Origin of the sequence: Sphingomonas jinjuensis (genome assembly GCF_014197105.1) — a bacterium.
Lineage (GTDB): Bacteria > Pseudomonadota > Alphaproteobacteria > Sphingomonadales > Sphingomonadaceae > Sphingomonas > Sphingomonas jinjuensis.
On the sequence record NZ_JACIEV010000004.1, the window covers coordinates 375,400 to 400,574 of the forward strand.

19 protein-coding genes and 1 pseudogene are annotated in these 25,175 nt (G+C 67.4%); 6 read left to right on the forward strand and 14 right to left on the reverse strand.

Going from position 1 to position 25,175, the window contains the following annotated elements; translation table 11 throughout:
* Positions 1-65: 65 nt before the first annotated feature.
* The 14 genes and pseudogenes from GGQ80_RS09280 to GGQ80_RS09345 all read right to left on the reverse strand — a co-directional run bounded on the left by GGQ80_RS09280 (position 66) and on the right by GGQ80_RS09345 (position 18,926).
* Positions 66-1,361, reverse strand: a complete 1,296-nt coding sequence (locus tag GGQ80_RS09280; RefSeq protein ID WP_183984121.1) for an MFS transporter — start codon at positions 1,359-1,361, stop codon at positions 66-68.
* 7 nt (positions 1,362-1,368) lie between these two features.
* On the reverse strand, positions 1,369-2,769 hold the full coding sequence (locus GGQ80_RS09285; protein WP_183984003.1) for an FAD-binding oxidoreductase: 1,401 nt from the start codon (positions 2,767-2,769) through the stop codon (positions 1,369-1,371).
* A 120-nt stretch (positions 2,770-2,889) separates the two neighbouring features.
* Positions 2,890-3,651 carry an SDR family NAD(P)-dependent oxidoreductase gene (locus GGQ80_RS09290; protein ID WP_183984005.1) on the reverse strand — a complete coding sequence of 254 codons (762 nt, stop codon included), beginning with the start codon at positions 3,649-3,651 and terminating at the stop codon, positions 2,890-2,892.
* Between the two features lie 14 nt (positions 3,652-3,665).
* Entirely contained in the window at positions 3,666-5,144 is a 1,479-nt protein-coding gene (locus GGQ80_RS09295) for a carboxylesterase/lipase family protein (protein ID WP_183984007.1), read from the reverse strand.
* A gap of 91 nt (positions 5,145-5,235) precedes the next feature.
* Entirely contained in the window at positions 5,236-6,717 is a 1,482-nt protein-coding gene (locus GGQ80_RS09300; protein ID WP_183984009.1) for a deoxyribodipyrimidine photo-lyase, read from the reverse strand.
* Positions 6,711-7,205 (reverse strand): DUF427 domain-containing protein, encoded by a 495-nt coding sequence (locus GGQ80_RS09305; RefSeq protein ID WP_183984011.1) that lies wholly within the window; start codon positions 7,203-7,205, stop codon positions 6,711-6,713. Before GGQ80_RS09305 ends, GGQ80_RS09300 begins: the two co-directional genes overlap by 7 nt.
* Entirely contained in the window at positions 7,202-7,564 is a 363-nt protein-coding gene (locus tag GGQ80_RS09310) for a thiol-disulfide oxidoreductase DCC family protein (protein WP_183984013.1), read from the reverse strand. The genes GGQ80_RS09305 and GGQ80_RS09310 overlap by 4 nt, the downstream gene beginning before the upstream one ends.
* Positions 7,561-8,088 (reverse strand): TspO/MBR family protein, encoded by a 528-nt coding sequence (locus GGQ80_RS09315; RefSeq protein ID WP_343050981.1) that lies wholly within the window; start codon positions 8,086-8,088, stop codon positions 7,561-7,563. Before GGQ80_RS09315 ends, GGQ80_RS09310 begins: the two co-directional genes overlap by 4 nt.
* Positions 8,089-8,229: 141 nt before the next feature.
* A complete protein-coding gene (locus tag GGQ80_RS09320) occupies positions 8,230-9,795 on the reverse strand; it encodes a methyl-accepting chemotaxis protein (protein WP_183984015.1) in 1,566 nt (521 codons plus the stop codon).
* Complete coding sequence (locus tag GGQ80_RS09325) at positions 9,792-10,094, reverse strand: hypothetical protein (RefSeq protein WP_183984017.1); 303 nt, start codon at positions 10,092-10,094, stop codon at positions 9,792-9,794. The genes GGQ80_RS09320 and GGQ80_RS09325 overlap by 4 nt, the downstream gene beginning before the upstream one ends.
* Positions 10,095-10,207: 113 nt before the next feature.
* On the reverse strand, positions 10,208-12,481 hold the full coding sequence (katG, locus tag GGQ80_RS09330; protein WP_183984019.1) for a catalase/peroxidase HPI: 2,274 nt from the start codon (positions 12,479-12,481) through the stop codon (positions 10,208-10,210).
* A 338-nt stretch (positions 12,482-12,819) separates the two neighbouring features.
* Positions 12,820-13,464: pseudogene (locus GGQ80_RS18815) on the reverse strand (IS6 family transposase).
* Between the two features lie 122 nt (positions 13,465-13,586).
* Complete coding sequence (locus tag GGQ80_RS09340) at positions 13,587-18,233, reverse strand: Calx-beta domain-containing protein (protein ID WP_183984020.1); 4,647 nt, start codon at positions 18,231-18,233, stop codon at positions 13,587-13,589.
* 96 nt (positions 18,234-18,329) lie between these two features.
* Positions 18,330-18,926 (reverse strand): PEPxxWA-CTERM sorting domain-containing protein, encoded by a 597-nt coding sequence (locus GGQ80_RS09345; protein ID WP_183984022.1) that lies wholly within the window; start codon positions 18,924-18,926, stop codon positions 18,330-18,332.
* 502 nt (positions 18,927-19,428) lie between these two features.
* Between GGQ80_RS09345 and GGQ80_RS09350 the strand changes: the two genes are divergently transcribed.
* From GGQ80_RS09350 to GGQ80_RS09375, 6 genes are all read left to right on the forward strand, one after another.
* Positions 19,429-19,773 (forward strand): helix-turn-helix domain-containing protein, encoded by a 345-nt coding sequence (locus GGQ80_RS09350; RefSeq protein WP_183984024.1) that lies wholly within the window; start codon positions 19,429-19,431, stop codon positions 19,771-19,773.
* A gap of 256 nt (positions 19,774-20,029) precedes the next feature.
* Entirely contained in the window at positions 20,030-21,613 is a 1,584-nt protein-coding gene (locus GGQ80_RS09355) for a Na+/H+ antiporter (protein ID WP_183984026.1), read from the forward strand.
* A 52-nt stretch (positions 21,614-21,665) separates the two neighbouring features.
* A complete protein-coding gene (locus tag GGQ80_RS09360) occupies positions 21,666-22,256 on the forward strand; it encodes an NADPH-dependent FMN reductase (RefSeq protein ID WP_183984028.1) in 591 nt (196 codons plus the stop codon).
* A gap of 381 nt (positions 22,257-22,637) precedes the next feature.
* A complete protein-coding gene (locus GGQ80_RS09365; RefSeq protein WP_183984030.1) occupies positions 22,638-23,555 on the forward strand; it encodes a hypothetical protein in 918 nt (305 codons plus the stop codon).
* A 10-nt stretch (positions 23,556-23,565) separates the two neighbouring features.
* Positions 23,566-24,393 carry a metallophosphoesterase family protein gene (locus GGQ80_RS09370; protein WP_183984032.1) on the forward strand — a complete coding sequence of 276 codons (828 nt, stop codon included), beginning with the start codon at positions 23,566-23,568 and terminating at the stop codon, positions 24,391-24,393.
* A gap of 64 nt (positions 24,394-24,457) precedes the next feature.
* Positions 24,458-25,144 (forward strand): hypothetical protein, encoded by a 687-nt coding sequence (locus GGQ80_RS09375; RefSeq protein WP_221364288.1) that lies wholly within the window; start codon positions 24,458-24,460, stop codon positions 25,142-25,144.
* The last annotated feature ends 31 nt before the right edge of the window (positions 25,145-25,175 follow it).

The window sequence follows — 25,175 nt, forward strand, 5'->3', positions numbered from 1 at the left end:
CCTCTCCGCCCGTTGTACGAGTCGAGAGACGTCATGCACCTTTCAGATAGCTCAGGCAAGAGCTTTCAGATAGGTCGCTGGCCGATCGGTGCGCGCCGCATGGCGACGATGAAGGCGATCAGCGACACGACGCTGGTCGCGACGCCGACGATGGCCAGCCCGCCCGCCAGATGCTGCTCGCCGCCGAGCAATCCGCTCGTCGCCGCGACCAACGTCGGCGCCAGCCCGAAACCGATCAGTCCCGCCACCGCCAGGAACGCCCCAATGCACAGGCCGCGAAGCTCGTTGGGGATGAAGACGGTCAGCGCTACCGACGTGGCCGCACCGGTCAGCGATCCGCAGAGGATCAGCGTGCCGAACGCGACGGCAAAGGCGGGCACCGATGGCGCGATCGGGAACAGCGCCGCCGGGATGCCGATCGCCGCCGCGACGATCGCGCCGATCAGCAACCCACCCCGCCGCGCGCCCTTCTGGCCCAGGTCGGCCGACACCCCGCCCAGCGCCGCGCCGGCGGTGCCCGCGACGAACATCAGCGGCGCCATCCAGGCGGCGAAGTCCTGCGGCTGCAGCTTGAAGACGCGCGCCAGCACCGGCGCCGCCCAGATCACCCCCGCGGCATCCGCCATCACCACGCTGACCTGTCCCAGGAACAGCGGCAGCAGGAAACCGCGCCGCTGCCACAGCGCGCCGGCGACGACGCGGAACGGCGCGTGCAGCCCCGTCGCGACCTCGCGCCGCGGCGGCTCGCGCAGGAAGAACAACGGCACCATCAGCAGCGTGGCGAGCGCCGCCAGCGCGAGGTGCGATCCCCGCCACGGCGCGATCCCGCCGAATGCCGCGGGATGCGCGACGAACCAGCCGAACAGTTCGCCGACCACCCCGAACGCCGCCGCCTGGCCCAGCGACTTGCCCAGCCCAACGATCACCAGCGCCCGTCCGCGCTGGTCGGGCGCGCACAGGTCGGCCGACAGCGACAAGGCGGCGGTAAGCGCCCCGGTCGCGCCCACCCCGGCCAGCATCCGCGCGACGAACAGCATCCACGGCCCGCTCGCCAGCGCGGTCGCCCACGTGCCCGCAACGAAGGCGCCGACCAGCGCGATCATGATCCGCACGCGGTGATGGCGGTCGACCAGAATCCCGATCGGGATCGAGAACAATGCCAGCGGCAGTGCCGCGCTCAACCCTTGGATCAGGCTCAGCGCATAGTCGCTGAGGCCCATCTCCGCCTTGGCGCCCTCCTGCACCGTCCCGAACGACTGCATCGCGGCGAAGCCGAGCAGCATCGCCAGCGCCAGGATCGATAGCGCCGGCAGCGAACGCGCGAAGGACCGCTGGGCGACCTCGGTTTGGGCGGACGACATCAACATGTCAGAGCGCGAAGATCTTGCCGGGATTGAACAGGTCGCGCGGATCGAGCGCGCGCTTCAGCACGCGCATCGTGTCGACCGCATCGCCCAGCTCCTCGACCAGCCAGTCCTGCTTGCCGAGGCCGATGCCATGCTCGCCGGTGCAGGTGCCGTCCATGTCGAGCGCGCGGCGCACCAGCCGGGCGTTGATTGCCTCGACCTCGGCATGTTCCTCGGCCGACGCGGGATCCATCGCGAAGATGACGTGGAAATTGCCGTCGCCGACATGGCCCAGGATCGTCGCCGGTACGCTCGACTGCGCCAGGTCTTCCTTCGTCGCGGTGATGCATTCCGGCAGGCGGCTGATCGGCACGCACACGTCGGTGGTCCAGCCGACCGCACCGGGGCGCAGCGCAATCGCGGCATAATAGGCCTCGTGCCGCGCCTTCCACAGCCTGGCGCGTTCCTCGGGCAGGTTGGACCAGGCGAAATCGCCGCCGCCGTTTTCCGCAGCGAGCATCTTCACCATCTCGACCTGCTCGGCGACGCCGGCCGCCGAGCCGTGGAATTCGAAGAACAGCGTCGTCACCTCGGGCAGGCCCAGCTTCGACCAGGCGTTGACCGCGCGGATCTGCATGTCGTCGAGGATCTCGACCCGTGCCAGCGGCACGCCGACCTGGATCGACTGGACTACCGTCGCGACCGCCCCTTGCAGACTGTCGAACCCGCATACCGCCGCCGAGATGGTGTCGGGTATCGGGTGCAGCCGGATCGTCACCTCGGTGATGATGCCCAGCGTACCCTCGCTGCCGACGTACAGCCGGGTCAGGTCATAGCCTGCAGCCGACTTGCGCGCGCGCCGGGCGGTGGTGATGACCTTGCCCTCGGGCGTCACCACCTTCAGGCTGAGCACCGCCTCGCGCATCGTGCCGTAGCGGACCGCATTGGTGCCACTCGCTCGCGTCGAGGCCATGCCGCCGATCGTCGCATTGGCGCCGGGATCGATCGGGAAGAACAGGCCGGTGTCGCGCAGGTGCTCGTTCAGCTTCTCGCGGCGGCAGCCCGCCTGCACGGTGCAGTCGAAGTCCTCGGCGTTGACCGCCAGGATCGCGTCCATCTCGCCCAGGTTGACGCTGACGCCGCCATGCACGGGCACCGCATTGCCCTCGATCGACGTGCCCGCGCCGAACGGCACGATCGGCACCCCGGCCTCCACGCACAAATTGACCAGATCGACGACATCCTCGGTCGACTGGGCGAAGACCACCGCGTCGGGCAGGACGGTCGCGAAATGCGCCTCGCTGGCGCCGTGCTGGCGCAACATCGCATCGCCGGTGTGGCAGGCAGAACCGAAGCGCTCACGCAGTCGGTTCAGAAAGCCGGGGTCGATCGGCGCGCGGGTGACGGGGGTGCTGAGGTCCATGAGACCGGTGATCCTCTCGAAGCGGCGGTGGTCCCGCCCATCGTGATCCCGACCATGGCCCAATCACGACCTATCCGAAAGGTAGCGCCGCTATGCGCATCGGATCGTGTGCTTCGCCGATCACCAGCAGGTGTAACCGCCGTCGGCCAGCACGATGCTGCCCGTCATCAGGCTGGCGGCGTCGCTGGCCAGGAAATGCACCACGGACGCGACCTCCTCCGGCTCGCCCAGCCGGCCCTGCGGCGTTCCGTCGATCCAGCGGCGGTACATCTCGCCCTGTTTGTCGGCGAAGGCGTTGAGCGGCGTCGCGATATAGGTCGGCGCCACCGCATTGACGCGCACACCGCGATCCGCCCATTCGGCGGCCAGGCTGCGCGTCAGCTGATGCACCGCCGCCTTGGAGGCGTTGTAATAGCTCTGCGGCTGCGGCCGGTTGACGATGAAACCCGACATCGACCCGATATTGACGATGCTGCCCCCGCCGGCCGCCAGCATGTGCCGGCCAAAGGCGCGCGCGCACCAGAAGGTGCCGTTGAGGTTGACGTTGAGCACGTCCAGCCAATGTTCGTCGGCGACATCCTCCGCCGCCGTCTCGCTGCGCGCGATACCGGCGTTGTTGACCAGGATGTCGAGCGCGCCGATCCGGTCGGCAAGCCGCGTTACATCCCCCGATACCGTCACGTCGAGGAGCACGCCCTCGACGCTCCGCCCCTTAACGCGCAGCGCGGCCACCGCTGCCTCAACCGCCGCACCGTCACGATCGGCGACGACGACATGCGCCCCCGCCTCGCCGAGCGCGTCGACACAGCAATAGCCGATGCCCTGCGCTCCGCCGGTCACCAAGGCGCGGCGTCCGTCGAGCCGCAACCGATCGAGATACATGCGCGGTGCTCCGGTCAGGGCAGGAAGGCGGCGGCGGGCATCGCCGGCTCGCGAACCGTTTCGTCCGCGGCCAGGCGATGCACCTGGCGCGTCTCGCGATCGAACGCCGGCCACGGCAGCGAGCCGTCGCGTGCAAAGCCGACCCACAATGCGTGGATGCGATCCGCCAGTGCCTGCGGCGGCGCCTCGCCGGTGATGCCTTCGGGCTGGTCGGTCGTCGCGAGGCTGTCGAACACGAACGGCAGCTCCATGCCATGCGCCGCCCCCAGCTCGCCCTCGTAGCGCGGTGAACGCCACTCGAACTCGTAGACGTGCGTGCGCCCGCGATGCTCCTCGGCAAAGCGCCGCGCCGGCCAGCGGAAGACGAGGTCGCTCATCGCCGCCGCCAGCGCTCGGCCCGCGGTCGTCTTGCCGATGCCATAGGCCTTCAGCACGGCCCACGCGCGCGGCTGCGACTTGCGCAGCACCAGCCAGGCAAGCAGCCTGTTGAGCTTCTCGCGCACGCCTGTCGAGACGAGGTAGAGGTTCATCTCCTCCGCGTTACTGCCGATCAGCACGTCGATCTCGGCACCGGCGCCCTGTTTCAGCGCGTCGAGCGGCGGCAGCGGCAGCACATCGTCGCCATGGACCGGCACGAAGCGGCTGATGCCGAACACCGGCTCGCGCCCGTCGGCATCGCGCAGGTCGATCCGCGCGGTCGGCTGCGACACCGTCTCGACCGCGTCGAGCATCGCGTCGCCCGGCAGGACGCTCGCGAAGCCCGCGGCATCGGGGGTGACGCGCAGCAGCTTGGCGAGCTTCGTCACCAAACGGCGTGCGACCGGGATCGGCCGGGTCATGCCGCCATGCCCGCTCTGGATGATCGCGCGCCGGAACAGCCCAGCGGCAAGCGGCGAGGTGACGAGGTCGGCGATCGCCATCGCGCCCGCGCTCTCGCCGAACACCGTGACGTTGGCCGGATCGCCGCCGAACGCCGCGATGTGATCGCGCACCCATCCCAGCGCCGCGATGACGTCGCGCAGTCCCAGGTTGGTCGGTACGCCGGGGATCGGCAGAAAGCCGTCGATCCCCATGCGATAGTTCATCGCGACATAGACCACGCCGTCGCGCGCGAAGCTCTCCCCGCGCTGCACCGGCGCGTCCTTGCTGCCGACGACGAAGCCGCCGCCATGGACGAACACCATCACCGGCAGCTTGTCGCCGCCGCCCGCCGGACGATGGACGTCGAGCAGCAGATAGGAATCGCCGCGTTCCCAACCCCGTCCGATCAGCGGCACCGCGTCGAGGCCGGGGATGACGCGGGTGCGCTGCGGCGCATTGGCGCGCGGGGCGTCGGGTTCGTGTATGCCGGGCCATGACGGCGCGGCCTGTGGCAGGGCGAAGCGCCGCTCGCCGACCGGCGGCGCGGCATAGGGGATGTTCAGGAAGCTCTCGACGCCGTCCTGACGACGTCCCTCGACGATTCCCTGCGGTAACGTGATCTGGCTGGCCATGGCGCATTATCGCCGGCTGGCCCCCGGGGTTGAAGCCGTCGCGGCTATGCCAAGCCGAAGCCACGCGTTGCCGCGCGGGCCGTCGAGCCGGTCAGACGCCGGGCTCGCCGGTCAGATAGGGGTCGACCGGCGGCGTCGCCGGTACGGTCAGCCGCGGCACCGGACGCTCCGCGGCGGCGCGCAGCCACGCCGGCCCCGTATCGCGCTTGCGCGTCGAACCGTCGCCCCGCGTCGGCACCACGCCATAGATCGGCACGTCCGCCCGCCCCGGCGCACCGCTGCCGAACATCGCCGCGATATTGCCGTAGGTCGACGGATCGCGACCATCGAGGCTGAGCCGGTCGTTGAGATAGCAGGCGGTCGCCCACGCCGCCTCGGGGCTCGGCGTCATCGCGATGATCCGCTTCGCCCAGTACATGCGCAGGTTGTTGTGCATCCAGCCGTCGATGACGAACTGCTTCTGGCACGCGTTCCAGCTTTCGTCGCGCGTCTCGCCATGAACCAGTGCGTTGAGCGTCTCCAGGTCGGGCCGGGGATCGCCGGCATGGTCGGCGAGCGTATCGCGCGCCCAGCCGGCAACCCGGTCGTAGCGCTCCGGCGCCCGCAGCCCATGTGCCTGCCAGTGGAACCACTCGCGCCAGCCGAGCAGCTCGTCGGCGAACTTCGCCTTGTGTTTCGCGCCCGCCTTTGCGGCATCGACGGCCGCCATCACCTCGCGCGGGCCGATCACGCCGAAGTGGAGATAGGGCGACAGCCCGCTGGCGCCGTCGGGCCGCGTGGCATCGCTGCGCACGGCGGCATAGGCGGGCAGCACCTCGTCGACCAGACGCCGCAGCCGCGCCTCGGCGGCGGCCCGTCCTCCCGGGAACGACGCGCTGGGGGCCAGGCCGTGGTCGATCGACAATCCGACGAGCAGCGCGTCGAGATCGACCGCCTCGAGGTCGTCGGGCGCGAACGGCAGCGGGCCGGCGAACGGCGACACCGAAGGCACTTCGGCCTCGCTTGCCCGCCAACGGTCGCGTTCCGGTTCATGCCGGCGCAGGAAGCCCGATCGGCCGCGGATGTCGCCGCCCAGCACCGCCGGCGGCACTAGGCACGCGGCGTTGACCGCCAGCACCGCGACGGTCGCCCGCGCCGCGACGCGCTCCGCCTGCCAGCGGGCGACGAAGGTCGGCTGGTCCTCCAGCACGATCGCGGCAGCCTCGTTGCCCAGCCGGTGGACCAGCCCCTTTTCACGCCGCCCCTCGCGATCGACGTGGTGGACGCAGGCGAGGCCGCGCTCCCGGCAGCCGGCGGCCAGGTCGCGTCCCGCCGTCAGGATGAACCGGTGCAGCCGATCGGAGGCATAGGGGTAATCCTCGCGGATGCCGTGATAGACCAGCACCGGCAGGCCCAGCGCGTTGCCCCACCGGATCGCGGCGTCGATCACCGGATTGTCGACCGCTCTCAGCGCCTGCTGCAACCAGCACAGGACATAACGCCCCCCGGCCGCGATCGCGCGATCGTTAAGCGCGCGGACCCGCGGCGCCTCCGCCCAACCGGCCAGCGTATCCGGCAGCGGGCGCGTCACCACCCCATGCTGCCGGGTACGCCCTTGAACGGCCCGGCGACGTCCGGCGTGATCCAGCCACCGTAGAAGCCGCCCGGCTGCGGCACCACCTGCGTGCCGTCGACCAGGCAGCGGTCCAGCGACGCCGCATAGAAGGCGACGTGATCGCGCAGCATCGCGAAACCGGGCGTGGGATGGGGATAGCTCCACGCGACGTCGTTCAGCCGCACGCCCGCAACCTCCAGATGCCAATAGACCGCAGGCCCCTTCCATTCGCAGAACGACCGCCGGTCGGACGGGATCAGGACGCCGGGCGTGATGTCGGCGGGCGGGATATACCAGCTCGGCGGATGGCTCGTTTCCAGCGTGCGGACCGGACGACGCGTGTCGGCCACGACGATGCCGCGATGCTCGATGCGGACATGGCGATCGCTCGCCACGGCCACGGCGGGGCGTGGATAGTCCCAGACGCTCTCCTGCCCCGGCCGGACGGGATCGGGCGATGGCCTCATGCCCGCGCCTCCCGTCGGATCAGCCACCGCTGCAGCTGCGGCCTGATCCGCAGGAAACCGCGATACAGCTGCTCCAACATAGATAGGACGATGGGGCTGCGGGCAGCGATCCCCAACGGCCGCAGCATGGGGATCGCACGCCACATCGCAGCAAAGGCGGCGGCGCCCGACAGCAGCGGTCCGCCATCTTCCTGGGCGTGGAAGCGCGCCAGCATCTGTTCGCGATCGATCGGGCAGCTGCCCGATCCGGCAACATCCACGAAGCGAATCGCGCCGCGGCGGTCGAGCCGCCGCATCAACGCGATCTCGCGCCGGCATAGCGGGCACTGGCCATCATGCCAGACGGTCACCCGCCTCATCGGCTCGCCTCAGGATTGTCGCGCCAGATTCGCCCCGCCAGCAATGTCGCGAAGCCGAGCCATGCGACGAACGGCACCGCGACCGCCGCCGCGGGCCTGTCGACCCTGGCAGCGGCGGCGACATAGGCGGCGCCGGTCGCCACCATCGCACCCGATGCGGCCGCGCTCGCGCCCAGCCGATGCTCGCGGAAGAATAGCTGGGTCCATCCGCCGATCATCGCGCCGTTGACCAGCCACAATCCCAGCGCGGTGTTGCGCGCGGGGCTCGAGGGCTGGCGCAGCAGGCGATAGCCGCCGACTGCCAATCCCGTCTCCAGCACCGGCCATACCGCCCCGAACACCGCGTCGGGCGGGGTGTAGCCGGGCTTGTCGAGCTTGCGATACCAACGGCGAATGCCGGGGTGGGTCCCATCGGGTGCGTTACGGCGTCCCACCAGCGCACTGGCGCCGAGCATCGCCGCCACGGCGGTCAGCGCCGCGAGCCGCGAAACGCCTGCCGTCTGCATCCTGTCGTCCTTCGCCACGCCGCCTCTCCTCGAGGCGATCCGCGCCTCTCCGTCATAGCGACCCAGCCGCCCCGACGTTCCGCGCGGCGTCACTTCCCCCCGGGATGAGCCAGGCACTCCGCTCACAGCGGACGGCCGCGACATTCGGCAGCCTTTCCGCTAAGCCGACAGCGCTTCCTCGGATCGCAGGAACGATACGAACAGATCGGTCGAACTGCGCAGTGCCCGGGCGCTCACCGCCAGCTCGCCGGTTCCGTTGCGGACCTGCGTCGACAGGTTCGACGCCGCGCCGATCGCCTTGGCCGCGCGCCCGATCTCGGTTTCGATCAGCGAGGTTTGCCGGGTGATCCGCGCCGCGCCGTCGTTGACCTCGTCGGTGCCGATCCGGTGCTCGACGACCGCCTCGGCGATCGACGAGGCGGTAGCCGACAGCTTGCCGATCGCACTGTTCATGTCGTGGAGCCGCTGCCCGGTGTCGGCCACGCCATCGCGGATGGCGTTGACGAGATAGCGGATCCGTTCGCTCGCCCGTCCGGTTTCCGCCGAAAGCGCCTTCACCTCGACCGCGACGACGCCGAAGCCACGCCCCGCCTCGCCCGCCCGCGCCGCCTCGATATTGGCGTTGAGCGCGAGCAGCGAGGTCTTCTTGGCGATGCTCTGGATGTCGTCGAGAAAGCCCTCGATGCTCGTCGCCCAGTCCTCGAGCGCGCGGATCGTCTGCGCAGTCTGTTCGGCCTGGCCGCTGGCGATCGCGGTCACCCGCGCTTGCTCGTCGATCGTGTCCGCCACGGTTCGGATCGAATCGGACAGCAGGTCGATCGACGCCGCCACGGTCGCGATCTCGGTCGCCGCCTGCGACGCGCTGGCGGCGACAGCAACCGCGTCGCGCGTGGCGTCGCCGCTGGCGTCCTCCAGACAGACCGATGCCTGCTCGACCTGGGCGATGGCGTTGCCGATCGCCTTCACGACCGTCGTCACGCTTCGATCGAACTCGCGTGCCAGCGTGACGAGCTCGCCGCGACGCTCGGCCGCGACCTTCGCCGCCTGTGCCTCGCGGGCGCGCCGCTCGTCCGATGCCGCGCGCTGCGCCACCGTCGCGACATGCATCGCCTCCTCGGCGCGACGGCGCTGGCCATCGGCCTCGATCGCCAGCGACTGCGATCGCGCCAGCGCCGCGTCCTGGCTGTCGAACAGCCGCACCAGCTGCGTCGTCATCCACGACAGCACCGCACATTGCAGGACCACGGCACCGGCGTGGAAGGCGACGCGGCCGAGGTTGCCGCTGCCGGCGAACACCCATCCGGGGGCAAGCCGCTCGAGCGCGATGTGATGGATCGCGGTCAGCGTCGCAGCCAGGCAGATCGGCTTCCAGTCCGCCACCACGATCAGCGCCGCCATCGCAACGAAGAAATACATGTGCGCGTCCATCTGCCAGGCATGGCCCTGAAGCAGGTACACCAGAAGCGCAGGCAGGATCGCGGCCGGCACGCCCAGCGACAGCCGCGCCTCCTGGTCGTAGCGGCCCCTGACCGCCATCACCGTCGGCACGATGTTGGTCAGGCAGCCGACGACGACGATCGGCGTCTCCGCGCCATTGCCCATCAGCGCGCCGATCATCGCCATCACCGCGATGGCCAGCCAGCTGAGCGCCACCCAGGCGGTAAAGCCGCGGCGGCGAAGCTGGCTCAAGGGATCGATCGCCATCGCGACCGGGATCGCGCTCATGCGACCGACTGCCCGTCGAGGCCCGCGGCGCACCCCGCCGCGGCGGGGGCGAGTACCAGGGTATGCCAATGGCCGATATGCGCAAGGATGCGCGACCGGTCGCCGCTGACGACCAGCGACCCGGGCACGGGCCCGGGCCCGACGACCTGCGCGCCCGCCGCGCTGGCCTCGACGACCAGGGCGTTGACGCCGGCCCCGTTAAGACTGACCAGCATCATCCGGCCGGTCGCGGGCGGCCACGCCGCAACCACAAACAATCCCGCAATTCCCATCACTAATTGCGCGACAAATACCGACATCGGCGGGCCTCCTATCAGGCCAGCGCTAGTCCCTATTGGTTAACGAAATCAGCGTCCGCTGCAGTACCCAGCGACGGGAAGGGGCTCGCGCCGGTCGCGAGCTCCTCCCGGGATCAGCCGTGGACGTCGTAGCGGTCGAGCATCATCACCTTGTCCCAGACCTTGACGAAGTCGCGCACGAACCGCGCCTGGCCGTTCGCACTGGCATAGATCTCGGCAATCGCACGCAGCTGCGAATTGGCACCGATGATCAGGTCGCAGCGCGTCGCCCCAAACCGCGCCTCGCCGCCATCGCGCGCGACCAGCGCGAAGCGCGTGCCGGCCTCGTCGGCCTTCTTCCACTCGTAATCCATGCTCGTCAGCACGCGGAAGAAGTCGTTAGTCAACACGCCGACCCGATCGGTGAAGACGCCGTCGCGCGACCCGTCCCAATTCGCGCCCAACGCGCGCAGGCCACCCGTCAGCACCACCCATTCGGGCGCCGACAGCGACAGCAGCGCCGCCCGGTCGAGAAACAGCTGCTCGGGCGACAGGTCGCCGGTGTTCACCTCGTCGAACGCCGGGTCGACATAGTTGCGGAAGCCGTCGACGACGGGACGCAGCCATTCGAAGCTGTCGGCGTCGGTGCGCGCGTCGTCGGTGTCCATCCGCCCCGGCACGAAGGGCACGGTGACCGACGATCCCGTCTCCGCCGCCGCCCGCTCGACCGCGGCACAACCGGCCAGGACGATCAGGTCGGCGAGCGACACCTTCTTGCCGCCGCTCGCCAGCGCGCCGAAGTCGCCGGCGATCCGCTTCAGATCCTCGACCACGGGCATCGCCCGCGCGTTGATCGCCCAGTCCTTCTGCGGCGCCAGCGCGATCCGCGCACCGTTCGCGCCGCCGCGCTTGTCGCTGTGGCGGAACGTCGATGCCGCGGAGAAGGCGGTGAAGGCCAGGTCCGATACCGAATGGCCGAGTCCCAGGATCCGGTCCTTCAAGGCGGCGATGTCCTGTGCGTCGATCAGCAGATGATCGACCGGCGGGATCGGATCCTGCCACAGCAGGTCGTCCTCGATCGTCCGCTCCTTGCCGAGGTAGCGCTCCTTCGGCCCCATGTCGCGGTGGGTCAGCTTGTACCACGCCTTCGAGAACTGCAGCGTAAAATAGTCGAAGTCGCTTAGGAAACGCTGGCAGATGTCGCGATAGACAGGGTCGACCTTCAGCGCGATGTCGCTGGTCATCATCATCAGCGGGTGCGTCTTGCCCTCGATATGCGCGTCCGGCGTATGCGGCGCACTCTTGTCGACGGGCGTCCATTGCAGCGCACCGGCGGGGCTGCGCGTCTGCTCCCATTCGAACTTGAACAGGTTTTCCAGATAGCTGTTGTCCCAGCGCGTCGGATCGGGCGTCCAGCTACCCTCGATGCCGTTGGTCATGGTGAACTCGCCGGCGCCGGTGCCTTCGGGGTTGTGCCAGCCTAGCCCCATCTGCTCGATCGGCGCCATTTCGGGCGGCGCGCCGATGCGATCGGCCTTCACCATGCCGTGGCTCTTGCCGAAGGCGTGACCGCCCGCGATCAGTGCCACCGTCTCCTCGTCGTTCATCGCCATCCGCGTGAAGGCGACGCGGATGTCGCGCGCCGACGCTTCCGGGTCGCCGCTGGCATAGGGGCCTTCCGGGTTGACGTAGATGAGCGACTGGTGCGTCGCCGCCAGCGGCTGCTCCAGGTCGTAATCGGGATCGCCGTTCTGCCCACGCCAGCGCTTGTCGCGATTGACCATCTCGTCGAACGACTTGACCGTCGTCATGTCGACGAATTCCGGCCCCCAATAGGTCGCGTCGTCGGCTTCCCACGCATCCTGGCGTCCGCCCGCGAAGCCGTAGGTCGGGAAGCCCATGATCTCGAGCGCGCAATTGCCGGTCAGCACGATCAGGTCGGCCCATGACAGCGCCGCGCCGTACTTCTGCTTGATCGGCCAGATCAGGCGGCGCGACTTGTCGGTGTTGCCATTGTCCCACCAGCTGTCGATCGGCGCGAACCGCTGCATCGCCTCGCCCGCACCGCCGCGCCCGTCGGCGATGCGATAGGTGCCCGCCGAGTGCCATGCCATGCGGATCATCTGCGGGCCGTAATTGCCATAGTCCGACGGCCACCAGTCCACCGACGACGTCAGGAACGCCTTGATCTCCGCCTTCAGCGCGTCGAGATCGATCGTCTCGAACGCCGCCCTGTAGTCGAAGTCATCGCCGAGCGGGTTCGCGCGCGGCCCGTCGCGGTGCAGCTGCTCGACACGCAGCCGGTTGGGATACCAGTGCTGCAACGTCGGTGGGCTGGTGTGCGCGCCACCGATGCGATCGCCGCCGAACGGGCACTTGCCTGCCAGCACATCCTTGTAATCTTCCATGAACCCGTCGCTCCTTCGATGGATCAGGCATGGGCGGCTTGATCCATATTTAGGCGATAACGAGGATCATGGTGGTCCGTTGCCCATGAACTTTAATTTAGCCGCACCGGCGCGCGCCCTCAGCGATCGAGGCATCTATTCGTCGAGTAACGGCGCGGCAAATGGTTCTGGCCCAGGCGTACGCTGGAATTTGATGGCGCGCGTTACGCCACGATAGGAGCCGAGCGTCGGTGGGAGATGCTGCCGACGATATCCTCGGCGATGACCTGCGGGAGGCGCTGTCAATCTAATGCAAACTGCTCTCCACACGATGCATATCGGCCTTTGAAGGCCACAGCTTAGCTGGCTAGCACCTGCCATTCCGCCAGCGCGGCGGAGAGTCGCTCCTCGTAGATCTGGCGATCGAGGCTGGAGTGGTTGTGGACGTTGGCTAAACCAAGTCAGATTTTTGAAGCGTCTTCATTTGCCTGAACCGCAGCATCGCCCGCTCCCGTCGTTGAAACGGCAGGTGGCTGTTCTCCACCTGGTTGTTGGCCCAGCGACTCACCTCCTCTTTTCAGCGTTTCAAAGCCTGTTCATCGCAGCGCCGTAACTGCGCAGCCTATCGGCGGTGACGCCTCGGGCGAGCCATGGCGATCCAGCGCCTTCTTCATGAAGGTCAGGGCCGCCGTCTTGTCGCGGGTCCGGGTGACGTAGCTCTCGAGCATGTCACCCTCATGATCGACAGCCCGCCACAGGTAGCCCATCTCACCGTCCAGCTTCACGCACCTCTCGACCAGGTGCCAGTGGCAGAAACCCCGCATGCGGCTGACCCGCTGACGGCGGATGTCACCGGCGAACAAAGGGCAGAACCTGTTCCACCATAGCCGCCCGGTCTCGTGGCAGATGTCGATACCGCGCTCGAACAGCAGAACTTTCTCGTTGCGCAGCGACAGCGGGAACCGGACCCACATCATCACCACCAACCGGATTACCCCGGGCAACGAGTTGAAGTAGCAGAACGGCGAGGCTGGCCTGGGCGGACGGGGAAGGCAAACACGCCGAAGCGCGCAGCCTCCCCGATCTTTTTACCCGTTGAGCAAGAGCTTGGCCAAGGGGTCCGGCGTCAGAACTGCGGCGTGGTAATCAGCGGCTCCGGCGTGCTGACGATCTGAACCGCGGCAAAGTCCGATACGCCGAGCAGGATCGCGCTGGTGCCGCTGGAGAAGGTCAGCGTCAGGTCGGCGATGCCATCCTTGTTGACGTCTCCGACAGCGGAGCCGAGCAACTGTAGATTGCTGGCGAGCAGGATCGTATCGACCTTCGTGTCGAAGTCGGTGATCGTGTCGCGGCCGCCAACGGTGCCGAAGGCGAAGATGTCCGCGCCGGCACCGCCGGTGAGCAGGTCGTTGCCCGCCTCGCCCGACAGATAGTCGTTGCCGGCGCCGCCCGACAACGTGTCGAGTCCGGCGCCGCCGATCAGCCAGTCGCGGCCTGCCTCGCCGTTGAGCACGTCGTTGCCCGCGCCGCCGTTCAGGAAGTCGGCGCCGGCGCCGCCCGACAGCGTGTCGTTGCCGCCGTTGCCGTAGAGCCTGTCCTCGCCGGCGGTGCCGACCAGCACGTCCGCCCCGTTGCCGCCGCTCCGCGTTTCGCCGTCGGCGATGCCGGTCACCGTCACCGAGACCGTCGCCGTGGTGGTGAGCTGCCCGTCGCTGAGCGTGTAGGTGAAGCTGTCTGTTGCGGTCGCGCCGGTGGCTAGTGTGTCGAAGCCGTCGGCATTGGCAGCATAGGTCAGCGTCTTGGTCGCGGCGTCGAAGACCAGCTGACCCTGGGTGCCGGTAGCGTCGACCGAAACGATCGTCAGCGTGTTGCCATCGGCGTCGCTGTCGTTGCCAAGCAGCGTCGCATACAGGTTGATGCTGGTCGCGTTCTCGTTAATCGCCAGCGTGTCGGCAACCGCGACAGGCGCGGTGTTGACGATCTGGAAGCGGGCGATGACCTGGTCGTGGTCGGTCGCCTCCGGCGTGCCGACGGGCTTCAGCGTGTTGATATGGACCGCGTCGAATTCGGCATTGGCGTAGAGGCGGTCGGTGGCGAGCAGATGGTCGATCTGCTGGAGGTTGCCCTCGAACAGATAGCTGTAGCGCTCGGCGACCGGGATCAGGCCGTTGAGGTTGGTGAGACCGTTCGACCCGAGCTGGCTCAACGCGCGCTCGAAGTAGAAGCCGTTGAAATCGCCGCCGACCACGATGTTGTGGTTGGGATCGCTGGCGAGCAGGCCGTCGACATGGGCCTTGACCGCTTGTGCCTGGGCAATGCGGCCGCTGTCGCCGCCGTCGACCGGCGGCTGGGTAGCGCCGAACAGCGGATCGGAGCCGAGCCGCGAGGTCGAATGGACGTCGATCGCGGTGATGCGCTGGTTGTTGAAGGTGAAGTCCGCCACCAGTGGCTTGCGGCTGCCGTCGAACGCCGTGGCGGTGAGCAGCGTCGCCGATCCGTCGACGTAGGAAACCCGATCGGCAAGATAGAAGAAGCCGTTGCGGATGTTGCCGTTGGGCTCGCCACCATTCTGGTTGTTGGCGGTCGGCGCGACCTCGACATAGCTGTAGTGCGGGCCACCAAGCGCATCGATGGCCGAGATCAGTGCATTGGCGGTCACGGTGCCGGAATAATTGGTGCCGGCACCGGCGCCGTCGGCATCCTGGATCTCCTGCGCAAAGATGATGTCGGGCGCGCGCAGGTTGTAGACGACCGATTGCGCCAGCAGGTTGAACTTGGTCGCGCCGTCGGTGGGATCGGCGTTCTCCATGTTGAAGCTGGCGATCGTGAGATGCGTCTTGTCGCCGACGAGATTGGTGATTTCCGGCTGGAGATTGGCGTCCGCTGTCTGCGTCACCGCGTCGGTGACGGCCAGGCGATAGCTGACCGAGTTGGTGCCGCCGCCATAGGTCAGGATGCCGGTGGTCGTCGACAGACGGTCGCCCTGAGCATAGCTGCCGGTGAAACCCGCGTAGATGTCGCTGACCGAGTCGAGCAGGATGCGTTCCGGGTTGAAGTCGCCGGCTGAGATGGTGATGCCGCCATGCGCGTTGACGCCGGTCGCACCGGCGCCGCCCGAAGCGACCACCCAGGTTTCGCCGCCTTCGGTCTTGGCGACGACGAGCGGCGCGTCGACCGAGATGCGCATGCCCTCGAGCTTCTCATAGAAGGCGATGCCGGCAGAAATGCTCTCGGTCGGCGGGGTAAGACCGCCGGTGCCGATCAGGACGGCGGCGGGGAGCGCGTTGCCGCTCGACAGCACGCCGACCTGAGCACCGGCGGCGAAGCTGGTGAGGGTCAGGGCGCCGCTGCTGCCGGATTCGGCGATCAGGCCGCTGACCGACACGGCGTCACCGATCGAGAGGGCGGCCTTGCTAGTCGTGGCGACGAAGACTGCGTCGGACGTCGCGGCATTGCCGTCGCCGACGCCGTCCTGGATATAGAAGCCGGCATTGCCTACCGCGGTGACGATACCCTGCGTCGTCACACGCTGCCCGACATAGTCGGAGGTCGCGCCGGTGCCCTGGATCTCATAAGTCTTGAGGATGACCGCATCGTCGTTGACGATCGTGCCGATGCCCAGATCATCGCGGACCACGGTGTTGCCGGTCGGGTTCGACAGGCGGATCGACAGCGTCTCGTTACCCTCGGGCAGGGTGTCGCCGATGATCGCGACGCTGATCGTCTTGCTCGTCTCGCCGACGCCGAAACTGACCGTGCCCGTCCGCGGCGTTGTGGCGCTGACGTCGTTACCGTCGGCGGAGCCGTCGAGGTTCAGCGCATAGTCGACGCTGCCGGCGGCGGCGCTGCCGCCCGAGCGAGTGACGGTGAAGGTCAGAGCGGAGGTGCCGCTGTCGCCTTCATTGACGCGCGCATCGCTAATCCGGACGAAGCCGGTGCCGTTGGCGGGCAGGAAGGACTGGCCGGCGTTGACCGCGCCGACCAGCTGGCCCTGCGACACCCGCGCATCGGCGACGTAGTTGCTGCCGAAGCTGTTCGGCGACGCCTGGGTCCAGGTGAAGTCGGCCCCGATCGCGCCCTCGCCGGTCAGCTGCAGCGACAGGCCGGGGGTGACGCTCTCCTCGGACACGCCGATGTCGGTGCTGGTCATGCCGGCCGCCGGACCGGTGGTCGCCGTCATCGTGCCTTCGTAGGACAGGAATTGGACGACCTGGCCGTTAGGCGCGACCAGCGCGATGCCGTCGGGCGAGCCGTTCTGGATGCCGTCGCCCGCATAGGTGACGACGATGGTGCCATAGCCGTTATTCTGGTCGGCGATGCTGCCCGTCAGCTGGGTGGTGTTGTAGGCGGCGCCGCCGTTGCCATTGTAGAGGACGACCGACCAGCCGCTGAGGTCGGTGCCGGCAGGACCGGCGATCTCGATCGCTTCTCCCGAATCGGCGCCGAAATTGTCGTAATGGATTTCGTTGATGAACAGCGGCGCGGGCGGGGGCGCGGCGTCGTCGTTGAGGATCGTGCCGGTCGCGGTTGCGGTGCCGATCGTGGCGCCGCCCTGAGCGCCGGAGAGCGTGACCGAGAAGGTCTCGTTGCCCTCGAACCGGGTGTCGCCGACGACGTTCAGCGTGATCCTCTTCGTCGTCTCGCCATCGCCGAAGGTGACGGTGCCGGTGGTGGCGCCCGACAGGTCGTCTGCGCTCGCGGTGCCGGTGAAGGCTGCCGTCCAGGTTGCGCTGACCACGCCGGTGCTGCCGCCCGAACGGGTGACGGTGAAGTCGATCGGCGTGGTGCCGGCGTTGCCTTCGGTCACCGACGCGCTGGCAATCGACAGCGTGCCCGCAGGCGCGGGATCGTCGTTGCTGATCGTGCCAGTGGCGCTGGCGTTGGTGCCGATCGTGCCGATGCTGGTGCCGGTCAGGGTCAGACCAAAGGTTTCGTTCGCTTCAAACACCGTGTCGCCCGCGATATTGAGCACGATGCTCTTGCTGGTCTGACCATCAGCGAAGCTGATCGTGCCGCCCGCAGGGACTGTGGCGAAATCGGTGTTGTCGGTGGTGCCATGCGCGAAGCTGTAGCTGACGGTCGCCGCACCCGAGGCGCCGCCGCTGCGGGTCACGACGAACTCGATGGGAGTATTGCCGGCATTGCCTTCGGAGACGGCGACGCCGGTCGACTGGAAGGCGAAGGTGCCGGGGCCGGTGGCGGCGGTCACGGTGAAGTTGGCAGGGTAGGCCGGAGTTACCGCGTCATCGAGCGTCCAGTTCTTCGGGTCCGCGATGGCGGAAAGGATCTCGGCCTTGGTCCCGGTCAGGGGGCCGGCGTAGGCGCCATTGTCTTGGCCGAAGGCGAGCGCGTTGACGCCGAACGTCAATCCGGCAGGCACAGCGGATGTGGTCGCTGAGGTTGCGTCGGCAGCATAGGTCGTGTTGCCGTCGGCAAAATCGACGGCGAATAGGAAGGTCGGGTTGGCCTGGGTGCCAACATAGGCGAAGAGTTGGTCGCCATTGGCGTTGAAGGCGAAGTTCCCGGTCGTCGGGGATTGGATACGAATGACCGTTCCGACTGGCGTGCCGACTGGGACCGTATAGGTCACGACCCCCTCGTTGGCGCGGAATCCCCCAGCCGCGTACCAGCCATTGTCGGTGAAGCTGATTGTCTCGCCGCCGAGTTCGGCAAGAAGAACGAAGGCAAACGTCTTGCCATTTACGGTAGTCGCGGTGCCTGCGTTTGTATCCGCGCTGAATCCGACGATCGCGATATCACCCAGCTGTGCCATGTGGTGTTTTCCCCGTTAACCAAGTTGCCGCCGGCACTCGCGTCGATCCTTGCGGCGCCGGCGGCTCCGCACGCGCACTTTGTCAGGTAAGGCGGTTCAGGCGATCGCGGTGACGAACCGGCGACGGCGCAGCGCGGCGCCCATCGCAGCGAACCCGGCGATCATCAGTGCCCAGCTGGCGGGTTCCGGCACTGGCGTGATCGCGGTCGTCGTAGCGGTGGCGCGGCCGCTGGTGCTGTCGACCACGCTGCCGTCTGACGACGTGACCGAGAAAAACAGTTCACTCGCGGTTGCCAGGTCGGGAAGCTGGATGCCGTCGAACGTGCCAAGGCCGGCGCCGGTGGCGCTCAGGACCAGCGTCGATGTCGGGAACTGATCGCTGCCGTCGTCGAGCGTGTAGCTGACGCTGACGGTGGTCGTGGCGGCATCATACTCGATATAGCCGTCGAGGTCGCCCCGCTGGAGGAGACGCTGGTTGCCCGCGGTGTCGATGAAACTGGCGGTCAGGAAGGGTACCGTGCCATCGCCGCTGTAACGAGTGGTGCCGTCGGTGACGCTCGCGCTGCCGATATGGCCGGTGTCGATGGTGACGACGCCGCGCCCTGCGTTAACATCGGAGAAGGTAATAGTGACAGCCGCCTCGGCTGCGGTCGGGGCCATCAACATGGCCGCGGCGACGAGAACTCTATTCATGATCGTGCGATCCCCCTGTGCTCGCCTCCATGACGCGGAAGCGAATCGTTAACTCCAACGCGCTATGCTCGCGCAGCATGCGCGCCGACTAAAGGGGGTGAAGGTCACATTTATGACGGGTAGGTCATTTATATCACGACGAATCAAGCTCGGCGCTGATGATGATGGCCCAAGGGCGCGTCGCCTAGGCATCATGCCACGCCATAAGGCTCGTTCGTATGCCGCTAAACGGCGCGGTGTTCACAGGTAGGCAGACCCGCAGGTAGCTCTACGGGTCACTATCAAAGCTAATGTACCGCCCTTGGCCAATCTGGTTTGACAGCTTGGTTATCGTCTCGTGTTCACGAACCTTGGCGGCTTTGATCCCCCTTCGTTCTGGCGCCATAAAAGCGTTTATCTGGCCGTCCGCACCTGAACGAACGACATTTTGGTTAGTTTGCCCCCTTCCCTAACGCGCCTTGATACGGTTTGCGTTAAGCGCTCATCGGGATACGCTGCGGCGATGGCGCCTATCATTTTTGAGCTGCTCGACCTGCGGGCGCTGATCGCGACGTCGGATATGCACAGCTTTCACCGTGCCGCCGAGCAACTGGCACTGTCGCAGCCGTCGCTCAGCCGTCGCATCCAGAAGCTGGAGCAGGCCGTGGGTGCGCCGTTGCTCGAACGCAGCAGCCGAAGCGCGAGACTGACGCCGGCAGGGCAGCAGGTGTATCTGTCGATCGCCAACCTGTTCGATCGCGCGCCACCGCTGTCGCCGCCGCCGGTGACGACCTTCACCACCGCGGCGAGCAGCGCCTACGATCCGATCGGCCGATACTTCACCGCCGGGTTCCGCATGTCATTCTGAGATGTCCAGTCTGGCCAGGGTCTAGAATTGCGAGATATCGCCTCGGCGCAAGTTACAGTTGTGCCGAGGCTCACCGCCCTGCATGCAGCGCCGAACCTGGGCTGCTTGTCCGGCGTAGACCCACCATCAGCCGTCCGCGGCGAACGGGAAGCTTCCCCCAACCTGCCCTTCGTTCGGGTGACGGCGCGCACGATCGTGTTGATCGGTCGGGAGATTTCCGCTTTCGCTCGATCCCTGCGAAGGGGGAAGCAGCGATATGCATGCAACGGCCGAGTTCGAGCTGATCATCGCGATGTTCCTAGTGATCGTCGGGCTTCACTATGTGGCGCAGCGCCTGTCGCTTCCGCCCTCAGCGGCGCTCATCGTCGGCGGCGGGGCGGTCGCCTTCGTACCCGGCTTGCCCGCGGTCGCGATCGATCCCGAGCTGGTCCTCGTCCTGTTCCTGCCGCCGCTGCTGATGGACGGCGCCTGGTTCACCGCGATCGCGCCGTTCCGCCGCCACATGGCCGGCATTCTGTCGCTGGCGATCGGTGCCGTGTTCTTCACCACCGCTGTCGTCGCGGTGGTCACCAAGCTCCTGCTGCCGGCGCTCCCCTGGGCGGCGTGCGTGGCACTGGGCGCGATCCTGTCGCCCCCCGATGCGGTGTCGGCGCGGGCGGTGCTTCAACGCGTGCGGTTGCCGCGCCGGCTGTCGACCTTGCTGGAGGGCGAGAGCCTGCTCAACGATGCCGCCGGGCTGGTGCTGTTCCGCTTCGCGGTGGCGGCGGTGCTGACCGGCACCTTCAGCCTTGGTGCGGCGACCGGCACCTTCTTCCTGCTCGTCATCGGCGGGGTCGCGGTCGGCGCAGGCATCGGGGCGATCTGGGTGTTGCTATTGCGGCGGCTCGGCGACGACACGCTGATGATCGCCGCGACGATGCTGGTGTGCTGGAGCGCCTATATCGCCGGCGAACTGCTCCATGTGTCCGGCGTGATCGCCGTCGTGACCGCCGGACTGACCTGCGGCTGGTTCCAGCACGTCGTGTTCAGCGCCAGCGTGAGGATCCGTGCCCTCGCCTTCTGGCAGGTGCTCGTCTTCCTTCTCGAGGCGGCGGTGTTCACGCTGATCGGGCTTTCGCTGCGTGGAATCCTGGACCGCATCGGCGATCCCGCGCGCATCCTCGACACGATGGCGATGCCCGTTCTGGCGATCGTCGCGGCGGTGATCCTCGCCCGCTTTCTGTGGATCTTCGCAGCCGACGCGATCGTGGCGCTCCTGCGTCGCGCGGGTTGGGTGTCGGCGCGCCCATTGGGTGGCCGCGCGGCGCTCGTCATGAGCTGGGCGGGGATGCGCGGCGTGGTGACGCTGGCGGTGGCCCTGTCTCTGCCGGAAGCGATGCCGGAGCGTGACCTGATGCTGGTCACCGCCTTCACCGTCATCCTGGTTACCGTCCTCGTCCAGGGCACATCGCTCGGTTGGATCATCGAGCGCGCGCGGCCGGCGGAAGACGCGGCCGCGCTACCGCCGCTCGACCTGCAGGCCGCCGAGCACGCCATGTTCCGAGCGCAGCTGTCGGCGGTCGAACGCGAAGCGCATGACGCCGACGGAGAGGTCATCCATCCCCAGCTGCTGCGTCGCTATCGGACCCGCGCGACGGCGGGCGAGGCGTTCGACGGTACCGCGGACGAACGCAACCAGGCGATCGCCCGCCATTTCGACGTCATCATCGCGGCGGTGGAAGCGGGCCGGGCCGAACTGGTCCGGCTGCATCGCGCCGGCCAGATCGACGACGAGACGCTCCACGACCTCGAGCACGACCTTGACCTCGAGGAATTGGGCGCCGTCGCCGCCAAGGGATGAGACAGCGCGGGCCAAGCCGGCGATAAGGTCGTCGCATCAAGGGAGTAGCACGATGGCCGACCGTATCCTGATCTTCTACGGCTCGTACCGATCCGATCGGCAGGGCATCCGGCTCGCCGAGTATCTGGTCAGCGCCTTTGCCGCACGCGGCGCGTTGCCCGAACTCATCGACGCTCAGGCGGTCGGGCTGCCGATGCTCGACCGCATGTACAAGGAATATCCCGTGGGCAAGGCGCCGCCAGCGCTGGAGGAGCTCGCCGGCAAGATCCGCGCCGCCGACGCCTTCGTCTTCGTCACGGGCGAATATAATTGGGGGCAGCAGCCAGGCCTCAAGAACCTGACCGATCACTTCCTCGAGGAATGGTTCTGGCGTCCCGCCGCGATCGCCAGCTATTCAGCCGGCCGGCTGGCGGGCGCGCATGCCAGCGTCGCCTGGCACGGTACCCTTACCGAGATGGGGATGGTCGTGATCTCCAGCACGCTGACGGTCGGCGGGATCGGTCACGCCCTCGACGAAACGGGAGCGCCGATCGGCGATGGTGGCGCGGCTCTCGCCAAGGCTTTCCCGCGGTTCGCCGATGACCTGTCCTGGTGGACGGAGGCGGCCCGTGAGCAACGCGCCCGGGTAGCGCCGCCGTACTGATCCAGGGTGACCCGATCCCGGCCATTTGGCAGCGGCATGCGCCGCGGATAACGGATACCCGTTCAGTTATCCGGCTGCGCTAGCCTGACGATCGCAGCGGGCGGAGCTCCCAATCGACTGATTTACCTCAACATTTGCAGCCGGATCCACGGGTTGTGCTGGCCAAACCGCCGAGCAGGGTCAATGGAGATATATCCCCCTTCGGCTGGACAGCGGTGAGAAGCGCATGGCTCCTGCTCCGCCGCACCGAAAGTATCCTCGATCGTGTGGCCCAACCCTCCCGAACTGAGATCGGACGTCCCTGCGATAGACGATGCTCGTTTTCTACCGTCGCTAGATGACGGCCGCTTCCAAGCGCTCCGGCCGAAAGGCTTGGTTGGAATGCGTATCCCGATCGTCCTGGCCGCATGCATCGGCGCGCTGAGTTCGGGCGCCGCGATCGCCCAAGAGGTCGCGCCCGGGCGAGCATTGGCCGCGATGCCGGTGGCACTGGTATACCCGTCGACAGCGGTCGGCTCGCCATCGAATGCGACGGCCACCGTCTCCCCCAGCGCCATTCCGGCGGCGATGGAACGAAGCGAGCCAGCGGACCGGCTGTCGCTGTCGCTAGGCGCCCTGTTCGCGAGCGGGGATTTTGGGGCGAACGCCAATACCAGCATCCAATCCTATGCCCTTGGCGTGAGGGCGCGGACCGGCAACTGGCGATTTACTGGATCGCTTCCATGGATGCGTATTGAGAGCAACGCGACCTTCTTCACTGGCATAGACAGCACGCCGGTGCTGATCTCACCGCGCGCCGCAGGCGGGCGGTCGACCGCGCGTGGATTCGGCGACCTGACTCTCGGAACCTCCTACAGCTTCGCGCCGGGAGGCGGGGGGACCGAACTTGAGGTATCGGGTCGCGTCAAGCTCGATACCGCAAGCCGGAATAGCCTGCTCTCGAGTGGCGAGCGAGACTATGCCCTCGGTCTTCAAGCCATCCATCCGATTGGCCGATTTGCGCCATTCGCATCCGTTACCTACCGGATGCTCGGCGATATACGCGACTACCAGTTGCGCGATGGCTTTGCCGCGTCGGCCGGCTCATCGATGTCGGTCGGCTCGCGCGGATTGCTCCTCGCCTCTTACCATTATGCCCGCGCGGCAACCAATCTGGTCGAAGACTCGCATGAATTGTTTGGCGGCGCGTCGATCGGCTTGGCGGATAGTCGCTTTCGTCTGACCGCTTTTGCAACGGCAGGGCTGTCGCGCGGGGCGGCGGCAGTCTCCAGCGGTGCGGCATTGTCGCGTTCGTTTTAGCCGTCGATCATTGGCCAAATCAGCACATTTCGCGCCGGTCGGCCTCGCCAGCCAAGGGACGACTGGTCTGCGTCTGTCCTCGCGGCAACGCATCTATGCGATCGGCGATATTCATGGCCGGTTGGACCTGCTCGAAACGCTCATGGCGTCGATCCGAAGCGATCATGCTGGTCGCGGCGTGGTACCCGCGATCGTTATCCTACTCGGCGACCTGATCGATCGTGGACCACAGTCGGCCGCGCTGGTTGAATGGGCGATGCGGGCAGCGCAGGCGTCTGACCAGTTCATCGTGCTCAAAGGCAACCATGAAGCGATGATGATCGACGCGCTGGCGGGAGATATCGCCACGCTCGAGTTCTGGCTAGATCAAGGCGGACGCGAGACTCTGCAAAGCTGGGGCGTCGAGGAGACGTTGCTGGCGCAAGGAGCGAGCCCGGGGCTGGCGCGGACGGCGCGCAATGTGGTGGGAAAAGACGTGCTCGGCTGGTTTGCCTCGCTACCGACCATGGTTCGCAGCGACGGCCATCTCTTCGTGCATGCCGGTATCCGGCCTGGCGTGCCGATCGAGCAACAGCAGGAAGAAGACGTGCTATGGATCCGTCGAGCCTTCCTCGACAGCCAAGCGGACCACGGGTTTGTCGTCGTTCATGGCCACACGGTCCATGAGGCCGGGCCCGACATTCGCCCCAACCGCATCGGCCTCGATACCGGCGCGTTCATGACCGGTCGCCTTACCGCAATCGGCATCGAGGGCGCCGAAACCTGGTTCCTCGCCACCGAGCCGAGCGAGGCCGAAGATCGCAACCAGCCAGTGGACGTCAGCGATGTGGATGGTTGAAGCGCTGTCGCGGGGCAGGCGCCACGTCACGAAAGGCCGGACGGTACGACCGGGTTTTGGCGGCATGGCCAGACTGGACGAAGACCTCGCCTTCATCATTTCGGCGCCGCTTTCGGCAGACCCGACCTGCTTGCCCCCCTCGAAACTGCACGCTGCGCGCCTGAACCGGGGAAGCGCGACGATCGGCTTGGCCTTTGCCCTGCTCGCCATTGCCTCCGCCGCCGCATTATATGAGCACCTCGACATGGAAGATCGGGAGCTGTCCTCCAACAGCAGACCCGCGCCACCGTCAGTGCGAACGGCGTCCCAGCTTCCGCTTCGAGAGGCTGGTACGATCGAAACGGGACATGGAAGGATGGAAGCCGAAAGGCTCCATCCGGTGACCGCCCAGATCGACCTGCAGAGCCGGACGGCCGATGCGCGTGACGCGTCGCCGGCGAGAGAAATCAGGGGCCACAATCAGGTTTCGCCCTTCGCTGATGACAGCGCCGGATATGCGTATTTCAACCCCGCGCACGAGCATGAGGCAGCGCAGGCGGGCGCAGCCGGCCCGCATACGGTTGCGGCACCGACCTCAGCGGCGGTCGCGAAGACACTGTCGGCGGAGCTTGCGACTGGCGACGACATGCCCGCGCCGCAGCCTACCGATCCCGCTGGAGCCCCCCTGCAGGCGTCCGCACAGGACCACAACAGATCTGCCGCCAAGCGCCGCGCTGCTATGGACTCCATCCTGAACCTGCGTCGGCAATAGTGAGCCGCCGAGCATTTGGTCCAGATGCCTG